This is a genomic window from Kitasatospora sp. NPDC096077 (assembly GCF_040303245.1).
In the GTDB taxonomy this organism is placed as follows: domain Bacteria; phylum Actinomycetota; class Actinomycetes; order Streptomycetales; family Streptomycetaceae; genus Kitasatospora.
Map to the genome: position 1 here is coordinate 29,428 of NZ_JBEOSV010000010.1, position 20,836 is coordinate 50,263.

Below are 20,836 nucleotides of genomic sequence, written 5' to 3' on the forward strand. Positions count from 1 at the left end.
CCGGTGCCCCCCACTGCGGTGGTGCTACTTGCGGCCGGCGTTGATCAGCGCGGCGTGCTCCTGGAGCGACATCACTCCGACCTCGTCACGCAGCAGCGCGTCCATGCCCTGGACCGCGGCCCCCATCGCCTGGACGGTGGTGAGGCACGGCACCCCGCGGGAGACCGCGGCGGTGCGGATCTCGTAGCCGTCGAGGCGCCCGCCGGTGCCGTACGGCGTGTTGATGATCAGGTCGACCTCGCCGTCGTGGATCAGCTGGACGATGGTCCGCTCGCCGTTCGGGCCCTCGCCCTCGCTGTGCTTGCGCACCAGCGTGGACGGGATGCCGCCGCGGTGCAGCACCTCGGCGGTGCCGGCGGTGGCGAGCACCTCGAAGCCGAGGCCGACCAGCGCCCGGGCCGGGAAGACCAGGTTGCGCTTGTCCCGGTTGGCGACCGAGACGAAGACCTTGCCCTTGGTCGGCAGCGCGCCGTACGCACCGGACTGGGCCTTGGCGTACGCGGTGCCGAAGACCCGGTCGATGCCCATGACCTCGCCGGTGGAGCGCATCTCGGGGCCGAGCACGGTGTCCACGCCGCGGCCGTGGATGTCGCGGAAGCGGCTCCACGGCATCACGGCCTCCTTGACCGCGATCGGCGCGTCGGCGGGCAGCGTGCCGCCGTCGCCCTCGGCCGGCAGCAGGCCCTCGGCGCGCAGCTCGGCGATGGTGGCGCCGAGCGAGATCCGGGCGGCGGCCTTGGCCAGCGGCACCGCGGTCGCCTTGGAGGTGAACGGGACGGTGCGGGAGGCGCGCGGGTTGGCCTCCAGCACGTAGAGGATGTCCCCGGCCAGCGCGAACTGGATGTTGATCAGGCCGCGGACGCCGACACCGCGCGCGATGGCCTCGGTGGAGGTGCGCAGGCGCTTGATGTCGTAGCCGCCGAGGGTGATCGGGGGCAGCGCGCAGGCGGAGTCGCCGGAGTGGATGCCGGCCTCCTCGATGTGCTCCATGACGCCGCCGAGGTAGAGCTCGGTGCCGTCGTAGAGCGCGTCGACGTCGATCTCCACCGCGTCGTCCAGGAAGCGGTCGATCAGCACCGGGTGCTCGGAGATCAGACCGGCGTGCCGCTCCAGGTAGGAGGCGAGCGAGGCCTCGTCGTAGACGATCTCCATGCCGCGGCCGCCGAGCACGTAGGACGGGCGGGCCAGCACGGGGTAGCCGATCTCGTCGGCGATCGCCTTGGCCTCCGCGAAGGAGAAGGCGGTGCCGTGCTTGGGCGCGGGCAGTCCGGCGTCGCGCAGCACCCGGCCGAAGGCGCCGCGTTCCTCGGCGAGGTCGATCGCCTCGGGCTGGGTGCCGACGATCGGCACGCCGTTGTCCTTGAGCGCCTGGGCCAGGCCCAGCGGGGTCTGGCCGCCGAGCTGGACGATCACACCGGCCAGCGGGCCGGCCTGCTGCTCGGCGTGGACGATCTCCAGCACGTCCTCCAGGGTGAGCGGCTCGAAGTAGAGCCGGTCGGAGGTGTCGTAGTCGGTGGAGACGGTCTCCGGGTTGCAGTTGACCATCACGGTCTCGTACCCGGCCTCGGCGAGCGCGAAGGAGGCGTGCACGCAGGAGTAGTCGAACTCGATGCCCTGGCCGATCCGGTTCGGGCCCGAGCCGAGGATGATCACGGCCGGCTTGGTGCGCGGGGCGACCTCGCTCTCCTCGTCGTACGAGGAGTAGAAGTACGGGGTCTTGGCGGCGAACTCGGCGGCGCAGGTGTCGACGGTCTTGTACACCGGGCGGATGCCGAGCGCGTGCCGCACCTCGCGGACCACGTCCGGCTTCAGGCCGCGGATCTCGCCGATCTGCTGGTCGGAGAAGCCGTGCCGCTTGGCGTGGCGCAGCAGCTCGGGGGTGAGCTCGGCGGCCTCGGCCAGCTCGCCGGCGATCTCGTCCAGCAGGAAGAGCTGGTCGACGAACCACGGGTCGATCTTGGTGGCCTCGAACACCTCCTCCGGGGTGGCACCGGCCCGGACGGCGTCCATCACGGTGTTGATCCGGCCGTCGGTCGGCACGACCGCCTTGGTCAGCAGCTCCGCCTTGTCGCCGAGGGGGCCGGTCCAGCTGAACTGGGAGCCCTTCTTCTCCAGCGAGCGCAGCGCCTTCTGCAGCGCCTCGGGGAAGTTGCGGCCCATGGCCATGGCCTCGCCGACCGACTTCATGGTGGTGGTGAGGGTGGCGTCGGCGCTCGGGAACTTCTCGAACGCGAACCGCGGCACCTTGACCACGACGTAGTCGAGGGTCGGCTCGAAGGAGGCCGGGGTCTGCTCGGTGATGTCGTTGGGGATCTCGTCCAGGGTGTAGCCGACGGCCAGCTTGGCGGCGATCTTGGCGATCGGGAAGCCGGTGGCCTTGGAGGCGAGGGCCGAGGAGCGGGAGACGCGCGGGTTCATCTCGATCACGATGACCCGGCCGTCGTCGGGGTTGACGGCGAACTGGATGTTGCAGCCGCCGGTGTCGACGCCGACCTCGCGGATCACGGCGATGCCGATGTCGCGCAGGATCTGGTACTCGCGGTCGGTGAGGGTCATCGCCGGGGCGACGGTGATCGAGTCACCGGTGTGCACGCCCATCGGGTCGAAGTTCTCGATGGAGCAGACGACCACGACGTTGTCGTTCTTGTCGCGCATCAGCTCCAGCTCGTACTCCTTCCAGCCGAGGATGGACTCCTCCAGGAGCACCTCGGTGGTCGGCGAGAGGGCCAGGCCCTGGCCGGCGATCCGGCGCAGGTCCTCCTCGTTGTGGGCGAAGCCGGAGCCGGCGCCGCCCATGGTGAAGGAGGGGCGCACCACGACCGGGTAGCCGCCGAGCGTGTCGACGCCGGCCAGCACGTCGTCCATGGAGTGGCAGATGACCGAGCGGGCGGACTCGCCGTAGCCGATCTTGGCCTTGACGGCCTCGACGACGCCCTTGAAGAGCTCGCGGTCCTCGCCCTTGTTGATCGCCACCACGTCGGCGCCGATCAGCTCGACGCCGTACTTCTCCAGCGTGCCCGCCGCGTGCAGCGAGATCGCGGTGTTCAGCGCGGTCTGGCCGCCCAGGGTCGGCAGCAGCGCGTCGGGGCGCTCCTTGGCGATGATCTTCTCGACGAACTCCGGGGTGATCGGCTCGACGTAGGTGGCGTCGGCGATCTCCGGGTCGGTCATGATCGTGGCCGGGTTGGAGTTGACCAGCACGACCCGCAGGCCCTCGGCCTTGAGGACGCGGCAGGCCTGGGTGCCCGAGTAGTCGAACTCGGCGGCCTGGCCGATGACGATCGGGCCGGAGCCGATCACCAGGACGGACTTGATGTCAGTGCGCTTAGGCACGCTGGCCCTCCATGAGCTTCACGAAGCGGTCGAACAGGTAGGCGGCGTCGTGCGGGCCGGCGGCCGCTTCGGGGTGGTACTGCACGCTGAAGGCGGGGACGTCGAGCGCCTGCAGGCCCTCGACCACGTCGTCGTTGAGGCAGACGTGGGAGACCTGGACCCGCCCGTAGGGGGTGTCGCTCACCTTGTCCAGCGGCGCGTTCACGGCGAAGCCGTGGTTGTGGGCGGTCACCTCGACCTTGCCGGTGGTGCGGTCCTGCACCGGCTGGTTGATGCCGCGGTGGCCGTACTTGAGCTTGTAGGTGCCGAAGCCCAGCGCGCGGCCGAGGATCTGGTTGCCGAAGCAGATCCCGAAGAACGGGGTCTTCCGCTCCAGCACGCCCTGCGCGACGGCGACCTGGTGGTCGGCGGTGGCCGGGTCGCCCGGGCCGTTGGAGAAGAACACGCCGTCCGGGTTGACGGCGTAGACGTCCTCCAGGGTGGAGTCGGCCGGCAGCACGTGCACCTCGATGCCGCGCTCGGCCATCCGCTGCGGGGTCATCGCCTTGATGCCGAGGTCCAGCGCGGCGACGGTGAACTTCTTCTCACCGATCGCGGGGACGACGTACGCCTCGGTGGTGGCCACCTCGGCGCACAGGTCGGCGCCCTTCATCTCGGGCGACTGCTGCACCCGGGCGAGCAGCGCGGCCGGGTCGGCCAGCGCCTCGCCGGAGAAGATGCCGCAGCGCATCGCGCCGCGCTCGCGCAGGTGGCGGGTCAGCGCGCGGGTGTCGATGCCGCTGATGCCGACGACGCCCTGGCGGTCGAGCTCCTCGTCCAGCGAGCGGCGGGAGCGCCAGTTGGACGCCACCCGGGCGGGGTCGCGCACGACGTAGCCGGCGACCCAGATCTGCTTGGACTCGTCGTCCTCGTCGTTCCAGCCGGTGTTGCCGATCTGCGGGGCGGTCATCACGACCACCTGGCGGTGGTACGACGGGTCGGTCAGGGTCTCCTGGTAGCCGGACATGCCGGTGTTGAAGACCGCCTCGCCGAAGGTCTCGCCGGTCGCGCCGTAGGCCTGGCCGCGGAAGGTCCGGCCGTCCTCCAGGACGAGCACGGCGGGGACGCGTTCCCGCCGTTGGCGCTGCGTGGTGGGGGCAGGTGCGGTCATTGCGCGGCCTCTTCCGTCTTCTTCGTCTTCGTAGTACGTGTGGCGAGCTCGTTGATCGCCTCGACCCAGGCGGCGTGCTCGTCGGGGTGGTCGGCCCGGAAGCCGGAGTCCAGCTCGGCGCCCTCGTGGGCCCAGCCGACCACCAGCAGTCCGGAGGGGACGACCTTGCCGGCGATCCCGGAGTCGGTCCGGGCACCGGTCAGGTGCTCGGCCGGGATCCAGAAGTCCACGTCGCCGGGGCGCTGCACCAGCAGGCCGTCCTCGCCGAGGGTGAGGTCGGCCCGGCTGCGGGTGCCCAGGCCGTGCGCGACGACCCGGTCGAGCCAGTTCCCGGCGGTGGTGGTGCCGTGGTACCGGCCGCTGGTCTCCAGGATGGTCCGGCCGGCGCGGGCCGGCACGGCGGGCAGCGGCGGGATCCCGGACTGCAGGGTGCGCCGCCAGTTCCAGCCCTGGCGCATCAGCCAGTAGATCAGGCCGATGACGATCAGCAGGCCGATCGACCAGCCGATGTAGCCCGGCCAGTCCGTGACCCTCGCCTGCTCCTTGGCGAGCGTGGCGTGGTCCATCACTCCTGGCCGCCCTGCTCGGCCAGCTCTCCGGCCAGTACCGTGGCGCGACCGCGCAGGAAGGTGGCGTGCACCCGTCCGGGCAGGTCCATGCCCTTGTAGGGCGTGTTGCGGCTGCGGGTGGCGAAGCTCTCGGGGTTCACGGCACCACGGTACGCGGGATCGAAGAGCACCAGGTTGGCGGGCTCACCAGCCGAGACCGGCCGGCCGTGCCCGGTGAGACGGCCGATCCGGGCCGGGCGGCGCGACATCCGGTCCGCGACGCCCTCCCAGTTCAGCAGGCCGGTGTCGACCATGGTCTGCTGCACGACCGACAGCGCGGTCTCCAGGCCGACCATGCCCATCGCGGCGACGGCCCACTCGCAGTCCTTGTCCTCGGCCGGGTGCGGCGCGTGGTCGGTGGCGACGGCGTCGATGGTGCCGTCGGCGAGCGCCTTGCGCAGCGCCTGGACGTCCTCGGCGGTGCGCAGCGGCGGGTTCACCTTGTACACCGGGTCGTAGGAGCGGACCAGCTCGTCGGTGAGCAGCAGGTGGTGCGGGGTGACCTCGGCGGTGACGTCCCAGCCCTTGGACTTGGCCCAGCGGACGATCTCCACCGAGCCGGCCGTGGAGAGGTGGCAGACGTGCAGCCGGGAGCCGACGTGCGCGGCGAGCAGCACGTCGCGGGCGATGATCGACTCCTCGGCGACGGCCGGCCAGCCGCCCAGCCCGAGCTCGCCGGAGACCTGGCCCTCGTTCATCTGGGCGCCCTCGGTCAGCCGCGGCTCCTGGGCGTGCTGGGCCACGACGCCGTCGAAGGCCTTGACGTACTCCAGGGCGCGGCGCATCAGCACCGCGTCGTCCACGCATTTGCCGTCGTCGGAGAAGACCCGGACGCCGGCCGCGGACTCGTGCATCGCGCCGAGCTCGGCGAGCTTCTTGCCCTCCAGGCCGACGGTGACGGCGCCGACCGGCTGCACGTCGCAGTAGCCGGCCTCCTGGCCGAGCCGCCAGACCTGCTCGACCACACCGGCGGTGTCGGCCACCGGGGTGGTGTTGGCCATCGCGTGCACGGCGGTGAAGCCGCCCATCGCGGCGGCCTGGGTGCCGGTGAGGACGGTCTCGGCGTCCTCGCGGCCGGGCTCGCGCAGGTGGGTGTGCAGGTCGACCAGGCCGGGCAGCACGATCATGCCGGTGGCGTCGATCTCGATGTCGGCCTCGACGGCCAGGCCGGTGCCGATCTCCTTGATCACGCCGTCGGCGAGGTGGAGGTCCTGCGGGGCGCCGCCCAGGATCTTGGCGTTGCGGATCAGGTAGCTGGTCACTGGGAGGTCTCCACGGAGTCGGTGCGGGGGGCGTCGGCCAGGGTGGCGCCGCCGAGCAGCAGGTAAAGGACGGCCATCCGGATCGAGACGCCGTTGGCGACCTGCTCGACCACGGTGCAGCGCGGCGAGTCGGCGACCTCGGCGGTGATCTCCATGCCGCGGACCATCGGGCCGGGGTGCATCACGATGGCGTGCTCGGGCAGCTGGGCCATCCGGAGGCCGTTCATGCCGTAGCGGCGGCTGTACTCGCGCTCGGTCGGGAAGAACGCGGCGTTCATCCGCTCGCGCTGCACCCGCAGCATCATCAGCGCGTCGGTCTTGGGCAGCACGGCGTCCAGGCTGTAGCTGACCTCGCAGGGCCAGTTCTCGATCCCGATCGGGACCAGGGTCGGCGGGGCGACGAAGGTCACCTGGGCACCGAGCGTGGTCAGCAGGTGCACGTTGGAGCGGGCGACCCGGCTGTGCAGGATGTCGCCGACGATGGTGACCCGGCGGCCCGCCAGGTCGTTCCCGAGGCCGGCGTTGAGGTGGCGGCGCATGGTGAAGGCGTCGAGCAGCGCCTGGGTGGGGTGCTCGTGGGTGCCGTCACCGGCGTTGATCACGCTGCCGTGCAGCCAGTCGGACTGGGCCAGCCGGGCCGGCGCGCCCGAGGCGTGGTGGCGGATGACGACCGCGTCGGCCCCCATCGCCTGGAGGGTCAGCGCGGTGTCCTTGAGGCTCTCGCCCTTGGAGACGGACGAGCCCTTGGCGGAGAAGTTGATGACGTCCGCGGACAGTCGCTTCTCGGCGGCCTCGAAGGAGGTCTTGGTCCGGGTGGAGTCCTCGAAGAAGAGGTTGACGACGGTGCGGCCGCGCAGCGTGGGCAGTTTCTTGACGGCCCGGCCGGAGAGCTGGGCCAGCTCCTCGGCGGTGTCCAGGATCAGCAGCGCGTCGTCGCGGCTGAGATCGGCGGCGGAGACGAGGTGGCGCTTCACGCGGGCTACTCCGGGAGGTGCGGTTCGGTGGGCTGGGGGGCCAGGGCCTGCGAGCTGCGGGCGGTGTAGTCGCGGTCGCCGACCAGGACGGCGTCCACGCCGTCGGTGTCGGCCAGGCGGACCTGCACGGCCTCGCGCAGCGAGGTGGGGAGGTTCTTGCCCACGTAGTCGGCCCGGATCGGCAGCTCACGGTGGCCGCGGTCGACCAGGACGGCGAGCTGCACGGCGCGCGGGCGGCCGATGTCGCTCAGCGCGTCGAGCGCGGCCCGGATGGTGCGACCGGAGAACAGCACGTCGTCGACCAGGATGACCAGCTTGCCGTCGATCCCGCCGGGCGGGATCTCGGTGTGCTCCAGCGCCCGGGCGGGCTTCAGCCGCAGGTCGTCCCGGTACATGGTGATGTCCAGGGTGCCCAGCGGGATCTCGCGCCCGGTGATCTGGGCCAGCCGGCCGTGCAGGCGGCGGGCGAGGTGGACGCCCCTGGTGTGGATGCCGAGCAGCACGACGTCCTCCGCGCCCTTGGCGCGCTCGACGATCTCGTGCGCTATCCGGGTGACGACCCGGGCGATGTCCGTGCCGTCCAGCACCTGGTGCGGTGCGCGCGGCGTCGGTTCGTGGTGTGTGGTCATGCCGAAGCGGACCTCCTTCCCCGCCTCACTGGACGGGCCTTAAAGGATGTCTGGGAATCAGCCCCCGCCGACCGGGCGTGGGCTTCGGGTCATCCTATCAGCGCGCCGGACGGCAAACGGACCTCCATCATTCCGCTTCACCGGGTTCACGCACCGGACGCGCCGAGGATGCGGGCTATTCGCACGACTGCCCCATTCGGCTTGACGCAACTACCTTACTCTACGTAACCTCACAGTGAGTTACGAGACAGGCGTCGAACCCACCGGTAACGGCGTCGGCAGTCGCCCGTGACCCACCACTGAACGCGAAGCAATCTCGTCCGGGGAGATCAATGTCCAGCGACTACGCGAAGCAGCTCGGAGGCAAGCTCCGAGCGATCCGCACTCAGCAGGGGCTCTCCCTGCACGGTGTCGAGGAGAAGTCCCAGGGGCGCTGGAAGGCAGTCGTCGTCGGCTCGTACGAGCGCGGCGACCGTGCGGTCACCGTGCAGCGGCTGGCCGAGCTCGCCGAGTTCTACGGCGTGCCGGTGCAGGAACTGCTGCCCGGCGGCACCCCCGGCGGCGCGGCCGAGCCGCCGCCCCGCCTGGTCCTCGACCTGGAAAGACTGACCCAGGTCCCGTCCGAGAAGGCCGGACCGCTGCAGCGCTACGCGGCGACCATCCAGAGCCAGCGCGGCGACTACAACGGCAAGGTGCTGTCGATCCGCCAGGACGACCTGCGCACGCTGGCCGTCATCTACGACCAGTCGCCGTCGATCCTCACCGAGCAGCTGATCTCGTGGGGCGTGCTCAACCCCGACGCCCGCCGCGCGGTGCGCGAGGAGGACGCGGGCTGACGCTCGCCGCCAGCGATCGGTAGGCCTACCTGCGCCGAGCAATACCGGCCAGCAATACCAAGCAGAAACGTCACGGCGCGACCCCGGGGTTCCAGGGCCGCGCCGCGGCGCTTCCGGGGCGGTCCGCTCAGCAGACCGTCCCGAGGCTGTAGCCCGGCTGGGCCGAGACGCCGTCCAGTCGCACCGGGCGGGCGGCCGGCGCCCAGTCCGGCCCGCCGCTCGACCAGGCCCAGGCGGCCGGCCGGAAGTGCTCGTCGGCCGCCGCCGAGCCGTGCGAGCCCTGCGAACCGTGCAGCACCGCGACCGCGGGCAGCTCCAGCGCCAGCCCCGCGCAGAGCACCGCGCAGACCAGCTCCAGGTCCTCGTCGTTGATCCGCACCACGCCGTCCTCCCACTGGAGCACCCGGGCCGCCGCGGTCAGCTTCCCGCCCGGCGCGTCGACCTGCAGCCGCAGCTCGTACACCCCGGCGCCCGCGCCGACCAGCATCCGGCGGAACACCTCGCTCCCCCGCTGGTAGGCGGCGCGCACCCAGCGGGCGTGCTCCTCGTCCGTCTCCTCCGGCGCCGCGCCGCCGTCCGCTCCGCCGCCGTCCGGCCCGCCACCGTACAGTCCGCCGCCGTAGAGGCCGCCGTCGAGCAGCAGGTCGGCGTGGCAGAGCGTCAACCCGTTCTCCCGGGCCCGGACCAGCCGGGGCAGGAAGTCCCCGGCCAGCTCCTCGCCCTGGTAGGCCAGCAGCTGGGTCTGCAGCGGCGGGTTGACCAGGTAGCGGTCGCGGGCGGCCGGCTCGGCCGGGTCCAGGCCGTGCAGCAGGCAGAACTCCTCGAAGTCCTGCGGGTGGAACATCCGGGCCCGGACGGTCTCGAACCGCTCCAGCGCGTCGGCCAGCAGCTCGGCGGTGTCGGCCAGGTAGTGCTCGTAGTCGGGGGCGTCGCAGACCCCGTGGGCGCGGGCCCGCGCGAAGTCCGCGGCGCCGGTGAGCACCCCGATGACGAAGGCCTGCTCGGCCCCCTCCGCCCGCCGCTGCCGGTGGGGTGCCCGCAGCGCGGGGCGCAGACCGCCCGCGGTGCAGTCGGAGTTGCGGCGGGCACGGCCCTTGCGGCTGGTCATCGGAGGCTCCTGGCGTCGGCGGGCGGCCGTCGAGCGGTGACGGTCAGCGGCGGAGCTCGCCGCTGACCGTGTTACTCCCCAGTTCCGCGCGCCACACACGTACGGCGTGTCACAGGAATGTAACCACCGGTAATAGTCGCCTCAGTCGGCCCGCGGCACCCGGGCGAGCTGCCGGGACTGGGCGACCAGACGGCCGGCCTCGTCCCAGATCTCGGCGTCCTCCTCGAAGTAGCCGCCGGCCAGGTTGCGGGTCGCGTGGACGACCCGAAGCCAGCCCGGGGCCGGCTTGGCGCGCAGGTGGACGGTCAGCTCGACGGTCGGGGCCCAGCCGGGCATGCCGAGGTCGAAGGTGACCGGCGGCAGCGCGTCGGCGACCAGCAGGAGCAGCAGCGGGTCGGGCTCGCGGCCGTCCCGCAGCCGGAACCAGCCCTGGATCCGGCCCTGGCCGGAGGGCTGCCCGAGCGCCCAGCCGACGGTGGCCGGGTCGAGCCGCAGGTCGAAGCGCTCCAGCAGGGCGGCCTGCTCGATCAGCTGCTTGGGCGCGTGCTCGACGCCGATGCACTGGTCCGGCGGGGGCAGCTGCGGCGGGGTGGCGCTGGTGCGCACCTCGCCGTCGGCGGCGGCCAGGTCGCCGTGGCTGGCCACCACGCGCAGCCGTTCGACGCCGTCCTGGCTGAGCGAGGCGGTGCCGGTGGACAGGCCGCGGCCGGCGCGCAGCACCTCGGTGCGGACGGTGGCCGGGCCGGGGGTGGAGGCGGACAGGTAGTAACCGCTGATCGACACCGGGTCCGGGTGCTGCTCGTGCTCCAGCGACAGCGCGTGCCCGGCCACGGCGAGCAGCAGCCCGCCGTTGACGCCGCCGCCGATCTGCCAGCCGGCGCCGAGCTCGGCGTCGTAGCGGCCGGCCTCGTCGGGGTGTCTGGTCAGGGCGATGCCCTGGTCGAACTCGCTGCGGGTCGCGGTGGTCATGGGGATGGCCTGCCCTTCACGTCACAAAGGAAGTTACTGACGAGTAGGCCCCCACCCTACGCCTGCCGGACGAAACGCGGAACGGCCGTCGGATCCGGAAGAGATCGGATCCGACGGCCGTTCGCGGGGCACGACCGTTACCGGCGGATGCTCGGCTTCAGCTCCAGGAAGCGGGCGAGCATGCCGTTGACGAAGGCCGGGGAGTCGTCCGTGGAGAACTCCTTGGCGATCTCGACGGCCTCGTCCAGGACGACCGCGTCCGGGACGCCGTCCTCCCAGATCAGCTCGTACGCACCGAGCCGCAGGACGTTGCGGTCCACGATCGGCATCCGGTCGAGGGTCCAACCCACCGCGTACTGCTCGATCAGGTCGTCGATGCGACGGGCGTGCTGGACGTACCCCTCGATCAGCTCCATGGTGTACTCACCGACCTGCGGGGTGCCCTCGTCGGGCTTCGGCTCGCGAGCGCGGGCCACCCAGTCGGCGAGGACCTGCTGCGGGTCGACCCCGCGGTGGTCGGCCTCGAAGAGGATCTGGAAGGCCCTGGTACGGGCCTTGCTACGTGCGGCCGACACGGACTTACTTCACCCGGCCGAGGTAGCTGCCGTCGCGGGTGTCGACCTTGACCTTCTCGCCAGTGACGACGAAGAGCGGGACCTGGATCTCGGCACCGGTCTCCAGGGTGGCCGGCTTGGTGCCACCGGTGGAGCGGTCGCCCTGGACGCCCGGCTCGGTGTGCGAGATCAGCAGCTCGACCGAGGTCGGGAGCTCGATGTAGAGGACGGCGCCCTCGTTGGTGGCGACCAGGGCCTCGAAGCCCTCCAGCAGGTAGTTGGCGGCGTCACCGACCACGGCCGGCTCGATGGTGAGCTGGTCGTAGGTGTCCATGTCCATGAACACGAAGTTCTCGCCGTCCTTGTACGAGAACTGCATGCCGCGCTTGTCGACGTTGGCGGTCTCGACCTTGGTGCCGGCGTTGAAGGTCTTGTCGACGACCTTGCCCGTCAGGACCTCCTTGAGCTTCGTACGCACGAAGGCCGGGCCCTTGCCGGGCTTGACGTGCTGGAACTCGACGACGGACCAGAGCTTGCCGCCCTCCAGCTTGAGGACCATGCCGTTCTTGAGATCGTTCGTGGAAGCCACGGGCGCACTTACTCCTGGATATAGCTGTCAAGGAACCAAGGGTTCGCGTCCTGCCGCCGACGGCCCCGGGGGCCGGCGTCAGAGGGCGAGGAGCTCCTTGGTGGTGATGGTGAGCAGCTCGGGCCCGCCCTCCTCGAGGGGGCGTACGACGAGCGTGTCCTCGATCCGGACCCCGCCCTTGCCCGGGAGGTGGACTCCCGGACCGACGGTGACCGGCACGCGGCTGTCCAGTTTACCCATGTCCGACGGACCGAGGCGCGGCGCCTCCCTGATCTCCAACCCGATGCCGTGGCCCACCGGGTGCGGAGAGGTCTCGGTGTGGCCGGCCGCCTCCAGGACCTGCCGGGCGGCCCGGTCGGGTACGCACTGCTCCACCCCTGGTCCGAGCGCCTCCCGGCCGGCCCGCTGGGCGCGGAAGACCAGCCGGTGCAGCTCGACCTGCCAGGGCGCGGGAGCGGCGCCGATCACGAAGGTCCGGGCGGTCGAGACCCGGTAGCCGCGGTACTGGGCGCCCATCACCACGGTGAGGAAGTCGCCCTCCTCCACCCGGCGGTCGGTCGGCTGGTGGGCGGGCTGGCCGGAGTGGCTGCCGGTGCCGACCGAGACCGGGAAGGCGGCCCGGTCCGCGCCGTGGTCGATCATCCGGCGCTCCAGCTCCATCGCCAGGTGCCGCTCGGTGCGGCCGACCAGGATCGACTCCAGCAGCTCGCCGAGCGCCTGGTCGGCGATCTCGGCGGCGATCCGCAGATCGGCGATCTCGTGCTCGTCCTTGACCACCCGCAGCCGCTCCACCGCCTGGCCGAGGTCCGCCAGCCGGGCCCCCTCCGCCAGGCCCGCCACCGCCCGGTGCCGGGTGACGGTCAGGTCGTGCTCCTCCACCGCCAGGCCCCTCACCCCCAGCCGCCCGGCCGCGGCCGCGGCCGCCAGCGCGGTGTCCGCCCCGGCCGACACCGGCACCTGGGTGACGTCCGCGGCGATCAGGTGCTCCCCCGAGTCGTCCGGCGGCAGGTCGTCCGGCACCGCCAGCAGCGCCCGTTCCCGAGTCAGCAGCAGGGTCGCCCCGCAGGGCGCGCAGCCCGTCAGGTACCGCACGTTCGCCGCCCGGGTGATCAGCGCCGCATCGGCCCCGACCGCACCGCAGTGCTCCCGCACCCGCTCCCGCCGCCCCGCGTACGCATCCGCCATGCGTCGAGCCTACGAACCCCCGGCCCGCTCCGCCCGCCGAGCACCCCCGACGGGTCCGCCGCCGCCCCTTCCCGGCCCCCTTCCCTCCCTCCGTCCCCTCCGCTACCGCGCCTGCGGGTCGATCAGGCCGCGGCTGTAGGCCGGGACGAGGTTCTGCGGGACGAGCACCTCCCGGCCGTCGACCGTGGTCGGGACGAGCTTCGGCGCCGTCGCCTTCCACTGGGCGCGACGGTGGCGGGTGTTGCTGCGGGAGGTCTTGCGCTTGGGCACGGCCATCGGGGGCTCCTTATCGGGTGGTGCCGGAGGCGTACGGGAGGAGGGCCATCTCGCGGGCGTTCTTGATCGCCCGGGCCATCCCCCGCTGCTGCTGGACGGTGAGGCGGGTGACCCGGCGGCTGCGGATCTTGCCGCGGTCGGAGATGAAGCGCCGCAGCAGGTCGGTGTCCTTGTAGTCGATGTACTCGATGCCGGCCGCGAGCAGCGGGTTGGGGCGCGGCTTCAGCGGGGCGGTTCGTTTGCGCACGGGTCTCCTTCAGGGGCGGGCGGACGGGGTCGGGTTCAGAAGTGGACGGGGTCGAGCAGGTCCTGGAAGGCGTCCGGAAGGGCCTTCCAGCCGGGTTCGCCGGCGGCGAGCTCGGCGTCGGTGAGCAGACAGGAGTCGAGCAGTTCGGTGATGCCGTCGACGTCCAGCCCCTCCGCCGTGAAGCTGAGCTGCTGCACCCGGTCGCCGTGCAGCGGGTGCCAGTCGAGGGCGGCGGCCGCACGGCGGGCCGGCGGGTAGAGGTCCCAGGCTGCGTCGGGCAGCGAGGTGAGCCACGGCCCGCACTCCTCGACCGCGAGGTTGGCCCCGGCCGCGTCCCAGGCGAGCATCAGGTCGGGCCGGTTGGCCAGCCAGAACCGGCCGCGGCTGCGCTGGGCCGCCGGGACGAGCAGTTCCAGGGCCCGGTGCAGCCGCTCCGGGTGGAGCGGGCGGCGGCGTTCCCAGACCAGCGTGGTGACCCCGGCCTCGTCGCACTCCTGGGGGAGCAGCGCGATCGCCGGGTTGACCCGGTCGCGGGCGGCGGCGACGTCGAAGCCGCCGAGCGCGGCCCGGGTGAGCCCGCCGGTGCCGAGCCGGACCACCCGGGCCGTCGGGTGGAGCTGGCGCAGCAGCGCGAGCCCCGGCGCGTGCGCCGCGGTCCGCGGCACGGCGAGGGTGGTGGCGTACTCGACCTGGTGGGCGAGCGCCTCGGCGCGGGTGCGGTCGTCGCGGGCGGCGGTGTGCTCGCCGTGCTCCGCCAGGTCGTCGGGGACGGAGAGTTCGCCGATCAGCCGGTCCGGGTCGACGGCGGTGACCACGCCCGCGAGCTCGATCGATCCGGCCGGGTCGCGGCCGTCCACCTCGCTCCCGGTGAGCACCTCGACGGCCGGGTGCGGGTCGCTGCCGCCCCAGAGTTCGACCACCGCGAGCCCGTACCGGCCCTCGTCGGCGATCTCCAGCAGCCGGGGCAGCAGGTCCTCGCGCAGGGCGCAACAGGCGCAGTCGTTGACCAGTGGCACCGAGTCGCTGTCGAACGCCCCTTCCGCGTCCCGCAGTTCGCGGTGGACCAGGCCGCGCGAGGCGTCCCGCAGGTCGTGCCGGAGCACCACGGCGTCCACCGCGGCGGCCGTCAACTCCGCCACGGCGGACCGCCGTTCGTCGGCGTGCAGGCCGGCCACCACGACGACCGGGAGCCTGGTCCCGTCCGGGGCGCTCACCAGCTGGCCTTGCGGACGCCCGGCAGGTGGCCGGCGTGGGCGTGCACCCGGAGATTGACCCGGGAGAGGCCGAAGGCCCGCAGGTAGCCGCGCGGCCGGCCGTCCACCGCGTCGCGGTTGCGGACCCTGGTGGCGCTCGCGTCGCGCGGCTGGCGGGCCAGTTCGGCCTGGGCGGCGGCGCGGTCGGCGGAGGTCGTACCGGGGTGGGCGATGATCCGCTTGAGCTCGGCCCGGCGCTCGGCGTAGCGGGCGACGACGGCGCGGCGCCGCTCGTTCTTGGCGATCTTGCTCTGCTTGGCCATCAGACCTTCTCCCCCCGGGCGCGGATGCGGACCACGGCGGCCTCGATCCCGATCGTGTCGACGGTGCGGATGCCCTTGGTGCTCAGCACGAGCCGGACGTAGCGGCCCTCGCTGGGCAGCCAGTAGCGCTTGCGCTGGATGTTGGGGTCGAAGCGGCGCGGGGTGCGGCGGTGCGAGTGCGAGATCGCGTTGCCGAAACCGGGCCGGCGGCCGGTGAGCTGGCAGTGGGCGGACATGGGTGCTCCCTGGCGTCCGGGAATGGGCAGGACGGAGCTCACGTTACACCAGATGAAAATGACTTCCATTTCGGTGTACGGTTCCGACCCAGCACCCGAGCCACCCCAGGAGGACGCCCGATGGCCCGCAGCGAACTGCGCCCGGTGATCAAGCTCCGCTCCACCGCCGGCACCGGCTACACGTACGTGACCCGCAAGAACCGCCGCAACGACCCGGACCGGATGGTGCTGCGCAAGTACGACCCGGTCGTCCGCCGGCACGTCGACTTCCGCGAAGAACGCTGACCCGCCCACCAGGAGGAGCCCACCCATGAAGTCCGGAATCCACCCCAGCTACCGTCCGGTCGTCTTCCGCGACAAGGTCGGCGGCCTGGCCTTCCTCACTCGCTCCACCGTCACCAGCGACCGCACGATCGAGTGGGAGGACGGCAACACCTACCCGGTGATCGACGTCGAGATCTCCTCGGCGAGCCACCCCTTCTACACCGGCCAGTCCCGGGTGCTCGACACCGCGGGCCGGGTCGAGCGGTTCCGCCGGCGCTACGGCGACCGGCACTGACGCCGCGGGCCGAAGCGGCGCCTCCCCGGCCGGGGAGGCGCCGCTTCGGCCTGCCGGTTGAGGGACCGTCACCGGGCCCGGGGGGCGACACTCGAAACCCGCCGCCCCGGTGAAGCGGCGCCGGAACACGGCCGGATGAGTACGATCACGATGTGCCGTCCCACCCCCACGTCTGGCCCGCCGACCGCTGGAACACCCGCCCGGTCAAGGCCCGCGTGCTGGCGGTCGCCCGCACCCTCACCTCGGCGACCCGGGTCCTGGACGTCCTCACCCTGCTCGCCCCGGACGGCATCGAGCGCTACTTCACCGTCAACCCCGGCTCCGCCTTCGCCGACCGCGCCCTGGACGAGTACCTGCACGGCCTGCCCGGCTACACCGTGCTGGACTGGGAGGACGCCGTCCGACACCGCTTCGACCTGGCCGTCGCCTGCGCCGTGCACGCCTCCATGCACCGCCTGGACGCCCGCCTGGTCGTCCTCCCGCACGGCGCCGGCTACAACCGCCTGGTCACCGAGTCCACCGGCGACACGGTCAGCGCCGCCGGCCTCTCCCGCAACGAACTCACCCACCACGGCCGGGTGTTCGTGGACGTCCTCGGCCTCTCCCACCCCGAACAGCTGGACCGGCTGCGCGCCTCCTGCCCCGAGGCGCTGGACGTCGCCCGGGTCGTCGGCGACCCCTGCTTCGACCGGATACTGCGCAGCGAACGCTCCCGCGACGGCTACCGCGCCGCGCTCGGCGCCGTCCGCGGCCGCCGCCTCGTCGTGGTCGACTCCACCTGGAGCGAGCACTCGTTATTCGGCCGCCACCCCGACCTGCCCCAGCGGCTGGTCCGCCAACTGCCCGCCGACGAGTACACGGTGGCCGTCGTGCTGCACCCCAACATCTGGAGCCGGCACGACCCGGCCGCCCTGCTCGACGACGCCCGACGGATGGGCCTGCGCCTCGTCCCGCCCCACCAGGGCTGGCAGGCCGCGCTGGTCGCCGCCGACTGCATGATCGGCGACCACGGCTCGGTCTCGTTCTACGGCGCCGCCCTGCACCGCCGCACGATGCTCGTCACCACCGGCGCGGCCGAACTCGACCCGCGCTCCCCCAGCTACGCCTTCGGCCAGGCCGCGCCCGTGCTCGACCCCGACGGCGACCTCGCCGCCCAGGTCGGACACGCCCTCGCCCGGGACCCGGACTCACCGGGCACCCCGGACGACCTCGCCGCCATCACCGAGCGCTCGCTCGCCCACCGCGGCGAATCCGCCCGGGTGCTGCGCCCGCTGCTCTACTCCTTCCTCGACGGCCTCGACGAACCCGCCGGTGAACCCGTCCTGCCGCCCTACCCCAGGCCCGCACCCCACCCCGGCAGCGGCAATGGCGACGGCAGCGGCGACGGCCCCACCGCGTACGACGTCGAGGGCAAGAGCGAGGGCACCGACGTCAGCCTGCAGCGCTACCCCTTCCACCCCGCCGACCACACCCCGCGCGGCTTCCACGCACTCACCGACGACCACCCCGGCGACGCACTGCGCTACACCGCCGAGGTCCTCGCCCGCACCGAGGCCCACGCCGAACGCCCCGCCGTCCACTGGCTCGCCGACACCGCCCTCGAACTGCCCGGCCTCGCCGTCGCGGTGGCCGCCCTCGGCCCGGCCCGCCACGTGCTCCGGCTGCGCACCGGCCTGCTGTTGGAGGCCCGCGCCGAACCGGCCTTCGGCGACCCCGACCCCGTCCTCGACCCGCTGCTGCTCGGCTCCGCCGTCGCCTGCTGGCTCGCCGACGGCGGCGACCCGGCCGGCCTGCCCGAGCACGGCCTCACCATCCACACCGGCCGGCACCGCACCCGGGTGTCCTTCCGCACCGAGCCGTAGGCACCGGCCCCCAACCCGCCGGCCCTCTGCCCGCCGGACCTCAAGCCGCCAAGCCCTCAGCCCGCCAGCTCCCGCAGCCGCGCCCGGCTGCGCTCGGCGAGCTCCGGGTCGCCCGACTCCTCGGCGAGCTCGACCAGCAGGGTGTGCGCCTGGGCCTCCTTGGCGTACTGGCTGCGCTCCTGCGCTCGCCGGGCACACTCCTCGGCGTCCGCGACGGCGAGGTCCAGCTGCCCCAGCGCCCGGTGGGCCCGGGCCCGGACCAGTGGCAGCTTCATCAGCATGTCCCGGTCGTCGGTCGCCTCCGCCAGCGCGACGGCCTCGGCCAGGACGGTCAGCGCCTCACCCGGACGGCCGTCGGCGATCAGGGCCTGCGCCAGGTTGTAGCTCTGCACGACCACACCGTGGTCGTCGCCCGCGTTGGCCTCGCGGGCCAGGGCGAACTTCCCGACCGCGTCCGCCGGGCGGCCGTCGGCCAGGCACAACAGGCCGTCCGTCTCGTACAGCACACCCACCACCTGCCGGTTGGCCACCAGCGGCAGCTGCTCCGCCGCCAGCGCCAACTGCTCGGCGGCGAGCCGGAGTTCACCCCGCTCATGGTGCGCACGGGCGAGCTGGTTGTGCATCCGGACCACCGCATCCGGATTGTTGGCCCACCGGGCCGACTCGACGCCGATCTCGTGGACGGCGATCCAGTCCTCGTAGAGCTTCCGGCCGTGGTAGAGCGGCCACAGCGACTCGCACAGCCACCACACCTCGTCGTGCCACCGCCGCTCGGCGGCCGCCTCCACCACCGCCCGCAGGTTGGCCCGTTCGGCGTGCAGCCACTCCAGCGCGGCGGCACCGGACGGGAAGCCGGGCAGCCCGTCACCGGTCGGCTGCTGCAACCGGAGCCGCCGCCCCATCGCCCGGTCCGCCACCGACGCCCGACCCCGGTAGTAGGCCACCACCCGGGCCAGCAGATCGATCCGGTCGGGCAGTTCACGGGCGCAGGCGTAGGCGTGGGTGCGCACCACGTCATGGGCCTGGAAGCGCTCGTCCTCCCCCTGGTCGACGACCACGTCCAGGAGGTGCACGGCGCACAGCTCGTCCAGGGCGTCCTCGGCCCGTTCGACGCCCACCGCGTCCGCCAGCTCGGCCGAGACGAACGGGCCCGGGTGCGTCCCGACCAGGTGGTACAGCGCCCGCCCCGGCGGCGAGAGCCGCTCGTACACCGGGTCGTAGGTCTCTCGGAGTTTCCCCTCCTCGTTGTCCAGCACGGCCAACCTGCCCTCCCGGTGGGACAGTTCGGCCACCACCTGACCCACCGACAACCGAGCCCGCCGCAACAGCTGACTGCCGACCGCGTTCAGGGCGATCGGCAGCCCCTCGCAGCGCTCCACCAGGGCCGCGACCTCGTCGTCGGTGCCCCGCCCGGCGCTCAGCCAGCCCCGCACCAGGGCGGCGGCGGCCGACGCGCTCAGCCGGTCCAACTGCCGCACCTCGGCACCGTCCATCCGCAGCGCGTCCAGCCGCCGCCGGCCCGCCGCCACCAGCAGGCCGCTGGACGGCAGCAGCGCGCGGACCTCGGCGGCGTGCTCGACGTTGTCGAGGAACACCAGGCACCGCTGCTCGGCGGTCACCGTCCGGAACTCCCCGAACCGTTCCGCCTCCACGTCCGGCGGCCGGACCCCGAGGGCGCGCAGGAAACCCTCCAGCACCCCGGCGAGGTCCACCGCGGACCGGTGCCGGTAGGCCTTGAGGTCCGCGTACAGCACGCCGCCCGGGAAGTGCCCCGCCTGCTCGTTGGCGAACTTGGCCACCAGCTCGGTCTTGCCGACGCCGCCCAGGCCGGTGAACGCCACGATCGCCGGACCGCCCCGCTCGGCCCGGCCCAACGCGGCGGTGAGCGCGGCGAGTTCGCGCTCCCGGTTGACGAAGCTGTCGCGCGGCGGCCGGACCTGATACGGGGTCCGGTGCTTCGGCGGCAGCTGGACCGTGACGTTCCGCCCCTGGACCACGCTGCCGTGCACCGTGGTGCCCGTCACGCTGTTGGTCACCTCGTAGCCGTCCACCCGTCCGCTCCCTCCGACCGGCCCCCAGCCTACGGCGTCGGGCAGTCCCCGGGGCTGAATCCGGCTCAGGCCGCCTGGCAGGTCGGACACCAGAACAGGTTGCGCGCCGCGTGCTCCTCCGTCCGCACCTCCGTGCCGCAGACCAGGCAGGGCAGCGCGGCGCGGCGGTAGACGTACACCTCGCCACCGTGGTCGTCCACCCGGGGCGGGCGGCCCATCGCCTCGGGGGTGTGCTCGGGGCGGACGGTGTCGATCCGGCCGACGGCGGCGCCCTCGTTCATCAGGGCGACCAGGTCGGCCCAGATCGCGTCCCACTCCCGGCGGGTGAGGTCGCGGCCGGCCCGGTGCGGGTCGACGTGGTGGCGGAACAGCACCTCGGCGCGGTAGACGTTGCCGACCCCGGCCAGCACCTTCTGGTCCATCAGCAGCGCGGCGACGGTCGTGCGGCTGCCCGATATCCGGCGCCAGGCGGCCTCCGGGTCCGCGTCGGCGCGCAGCGGGTCGGGGCCGAGGCGGGCGGCGACGGCGGCCTTCTCGGCGTCGGTGACCAGCGCGCAGGTGTTGGGACCGCGCAGGTCGGCGTAGCCCTCGTCGTTGGCCAGCCGCAGCCGGATCAGGCCGACCGGCTCGGGCGCCGGGCCGGTGCCGAAGGTGAAGCCGCCGTAGAGGCCGAGGTGGACGTGCACCCAGCCGCCCTCCTCGAAGCCGAGGAAGAGGTGCTTGCCGAAGGCCTCGGCGCCGGTGAGCAGCTGCCCGTCGATCGCCTTGGCCTCGTCGACGAAGCGGCCCTGCGGGCTGGAGACCTGCACCGGGCGGCCGCCGAAGGCCGTCCGGTTCTGGCCGGCGAGGCGGTGGATGATGTGGCCTTCCGGCACGGGCGTCAGCTCCCCGG

The 20,836-nt window shown here is 72.9% G+C and carries 22 protein-coding genes; 4 read left to right on the forward strand and 18 right to left on the reverse strand.

Features of this window, described 5'->3' with window-relative positions; translation table 11 throughout:
• Positions 1–24 precede the first annotated feature (24 nt).
• From carB to pyrR, 6 genes are read right to left on the reverse strand one after another with little or no spacing between them, the layout of a single operon-like run.
• Positions 25–3,333: a carbamoyl-phosphate synthase large subunit gene (gene carB, locus ABTZ03_RS12370; protein ID WP_350512864.1), complete on the reverse strand. Its 3,309-nt coding sequence runs from the start codon at positions 3,331–3,333 to the stop codon at positions 25–27.
• Positions 3,326–4,483, reverse strand: coding sequence for a glutamine-hydrolyzing carbamoyl-phosphate synthase small subunit (gene carA, locus ABTZ03_RS12375; protein ID WP_350512865.1), 1,158 nt, complete (start codon positions 4,481–4,483; stop codon positions 3,326–3,328). Before carA ends, carB begins: the two co-directional genes overlap by 8 nt.
• On the reverse strand, positions 4,480–5,049 hold the full coding sequence (locus ABTZ03_RS12380) for a PH-like domain-containing protein (protein WP_350512866.1): 570 nt from the start codon (positions 5,047–5,049) through the stop codon (positions 4,480–4,482). Before ABTZ03_RS12380 ends, carA begins: the two co-directional genes overlap by 4 nt.
• A complete protein-coding gene (locus tag ABTZ03_RS12385; RefSeq protein WP_350512867.1) occupies positions 5,049–6,353 on the reverse strand; it encodes a dihydroorotase in 1,305 nt (434 codons plus the stop codon). The genes ABTZ03_RS12380 and ABTZ03_RS12385 overlap by 1 nt, the downstream gene beginning before the upstream one ends.
• Positions 6,350–7,327 (reverse strand): aspartate carbamoyltransferase catalytic subunit, encoded by a 978-nt coding sequence (locus tag ABTZ03_RS12390; RefSeq protein ID WP_350512868.1) that lies wholly within the window; start codon positions 7,325–7,327, stop codon positions 6,350–6,352. The genes ABTZ03_RS12385 and ABTZ03_RS12390 overlap by 4 nt, the downstream gene beginning before the upstream one ends.
• Before the next feature lie 5 nt (positions 7,328–7,332).
• A complete protein-coding gene (gene pyrR / locus ABTZ03_RS12395) occupies positions 7,333–7,956 on the reverse strand; it encodes a bifunctional pyr operon transcriptional regulator/uracil phosphoribosyltransferase PyrR (protein WP_350512869.1) in 624 nt (207 codons plus the stop codon).
• 332 nt (positions 7,957–8,288) lie between these two features.
• Here pyrR and bldD point away from each other — a divergent pair, with 332 nt between their 5' ends.
• Positions 8,289–8,792 carry a transcriptional regulator BldD gene (bldD, locus tag ABTZ03_RS12400; protein ID WP_030240641.1) on the forward strand — a complete coding sequence of 168 codons (504 nt, stop codon included), beginning with the start codon at positions 8,289–8,291 and terminating at the stop codon, positions 8,790–8,792.
• A gap of 127 nt (positions 8,793–8,919) precedes the next feature.
• Here the strand turns inward: bldD and ABTZ03_RS12405 are convergent, their stop codons facing one another.
• The 10 genes from ABTZ03_RS12405 to rpmB all read right to left on the reverse strand — a co-directional run bounded on the left by ABTZ03_RS12405 (position 8,920) and on the right by rpmB (position 15,472).
• The gene (locus ABTZ03_RS12405) at positions 8,920–9,900 is read right to left on the reverse strand and encodes a DUF8829 domain-containing protein (RefSeq protein WP_350512870.1); all 981 of its coding nucleotides are present in this window, start codon (positions 9,898–9,900) and stop codon (positions 8,920–8,922) included.
• A 141-nt stretch (positions 9,901–10,041) separates the two neighbouring features.
• Positions 10,042–10,869, reverse strand: a complete 828-nt coding sequence (locus tag ABTZ03_RS12410) for a thioesterase family protein (protein WP_350512871.1) — start codon at positions 10,867–10,869, stop codon at positions 10,042–10,044.
• A 137-nt stretch (positions 10,870–11,006) separates the two neighbouring features.
• The gene (nusB, locus tag ABTZ03_RS12415) at positions 11,007–11,444 is read right to left on the reverse strand and encodes a transcription antitermination factor NusB (RefSeq protein WP_030290257.1); all 438 of its coding nucleotides are present in this window, start codon (positions 11,442–11,444) and stop codon (positions 11,007–11,009) included.
• Positions 11,445–11,448: 4 nt separating this feature from the next.
• Positions 11,449–12,012 (reverse strand): elongation factor P, encoded by a 564-nt coding sequence (gene efp, locus ABTZ03_RS12420; protein ID WP_350512872.1) that lies wholly within the window; start codon positions 12,010–12,012, stop codon positions 11,449–11,451.
• 78 nt (positions 12,013–12,090) lie between these two features.
• On the reverse strand, positions 12,091–13,197 hold the full coding sequence (locus ABTZ03_RS12425) for a M24 family metallopeptidase (RefSeq protein WP_350512873.1): 1,107 nt from the start codon (positions 13,195–13,197) through the stop codon (positions 12,091–12,093).
• A 102-nt stretch (positions 13,198–13,299) separates the two neighbouring features.
• Entirely contained in the window at positions 13,300–13,473 is a 174-nt protein-coding gene (gene rpmF / locus ABTZ03_RS12430) for a 50S ribosomal protein L32 (protein ID WP_350512874.1), read from the reverse strand.
• A 10-nt stretch (positions 13,474–13,483) separates the two neighbouring features.
• Positions 13,484–13,720 (reverse strand): 30S ribosomal protein S18, encoded by a 237-nt coding sequence (gene rpsR, locus ABTZ03_RS12435; RefSeq protein WP_350512875.1) that lies wholly within the window; start codon positions 13,718–13,720, stop codon positions 13,484–13,486.
• Between the two features lie 35 nt (positions 13,721–13,755).
• Complete coding sequence (locus tag ABTZ03_RS12440; protein ID WP_502894450.1) at positions 13,756–14,937, reverse strand: CobW family GTP-binding protein; 1,182 nt, start codon at positions 14,935–14,937, stop codon at positions 13,756–13,758.
• On the reverse strand, positions 14,931–15,236 hold the full coding sequence (gene rpsN, locus ABTZ03_RS12445; RefSeq protein WP_350512877.1) for a 30S ribosomal protein S14: 306 nt from the start codon (positions 15,234–15,236) through the stop codon (positions 14,931–14,933). Before rpsN ends, ABTZ03_RS12440 begins: the two co-directional genes overlap by 7 nt.
• Positions 15,236–15,472 carry a 50S ribosomal protein L28 gene (gene rpmB, locus ABTZ03_RS12450; RefSeq protein WP_350512878.1) on the reverse strand — a complete coding sequence of 79 codons (237 nt, stop codon included), beginning with the start codon at positions 15,470–15,472 and terminating at the stop codon, positions 15,236–15,238. The genes rpsN and rpmB overlap by 1 nt, the downstream gene beginning before the upstream one ends.
• Positions 15,473–15,592: 120 nt before the next feature.
• Between rpmB and rpmG the strand changes: the two genes are divergently transcribed.
• The 3 genes from rpmG (at position 15,593) to ABTZ03_RS12465 (ending at position 17,893) form a co-directional block, all read left to right on the forward strand.
• A complete protein-coding gene (rpmG, locus tag ABTZ03_RS12455) occupies positions 15,593–15,757 on the forward strand; it encodes a 50S ribosomal protein L33 (RefSeq protein WP_165984751.1) in 165 nt (54 codons plus the stop codon).
• Positions 15,758–15,782: 25 nt separating this feature from the next.
• The gene (locus ABTZ03_RS12460; protein WP_350512879.1) at positions 15,783–16,031 is read left to right on the forward strand and encodes a type B 50S ribosomal protein L31; all 249 of its coding nucleotides are present in this window, start codon (positions 15,783–15,785) and stop codon (positions 16,029–16,031) included.
• A gap of 152 nt (positions 16,032–16,183) precedes the next feature.
• Positions 16,184–17,893, forward strand: coding sequence for a hypothetical protein (locus tag ABTZ03_RS12465; protein ID WP_350512880.1), 1,710 nt, complete (start codon positions 16,184–16,186; stop codon positions 17,891–17,893).
• 56 nt (positions 17,894–17,949) lie between these two features.
• Here the strand turns inward: ABTZ03_RS12465 and ABTZ03_RS12470 are convergent, their stop codons facing one another.
• Both ABTZ03_RS12470 and ABTZ03_RS12475 read right to left on the reverse strand, forming a co-directional pair.
• Positions 17,950–19,944 carry an AAA family ATPase gene (locus tag ABTZ03_RS12470; RefSeq protein WP_350512881.1) on the reverse strand — a complete coding sequence of 665 codons (1,995 nt, stop codon included), beginning with the start codon at positions 19,942–19,944 and terminating at the stop codon, positions 17,950–17,952.
• Between the two features lie 65 nt (positions 19,945–20,009).
• Positions 20,010–20,819 (reverse strand): Fpg/Nei family DNA glycosylase, encoded by an 810-nt coding sequence (locus ABTZ03_RS12475; RefSeq protein WP_350512882.1) that lies wholly within the window; start codon positions 20,817–20,819, stop codon positions 20,010–20,012.
• Positions 20,820–20,836 lie beyond the last annotated feature (17 nt).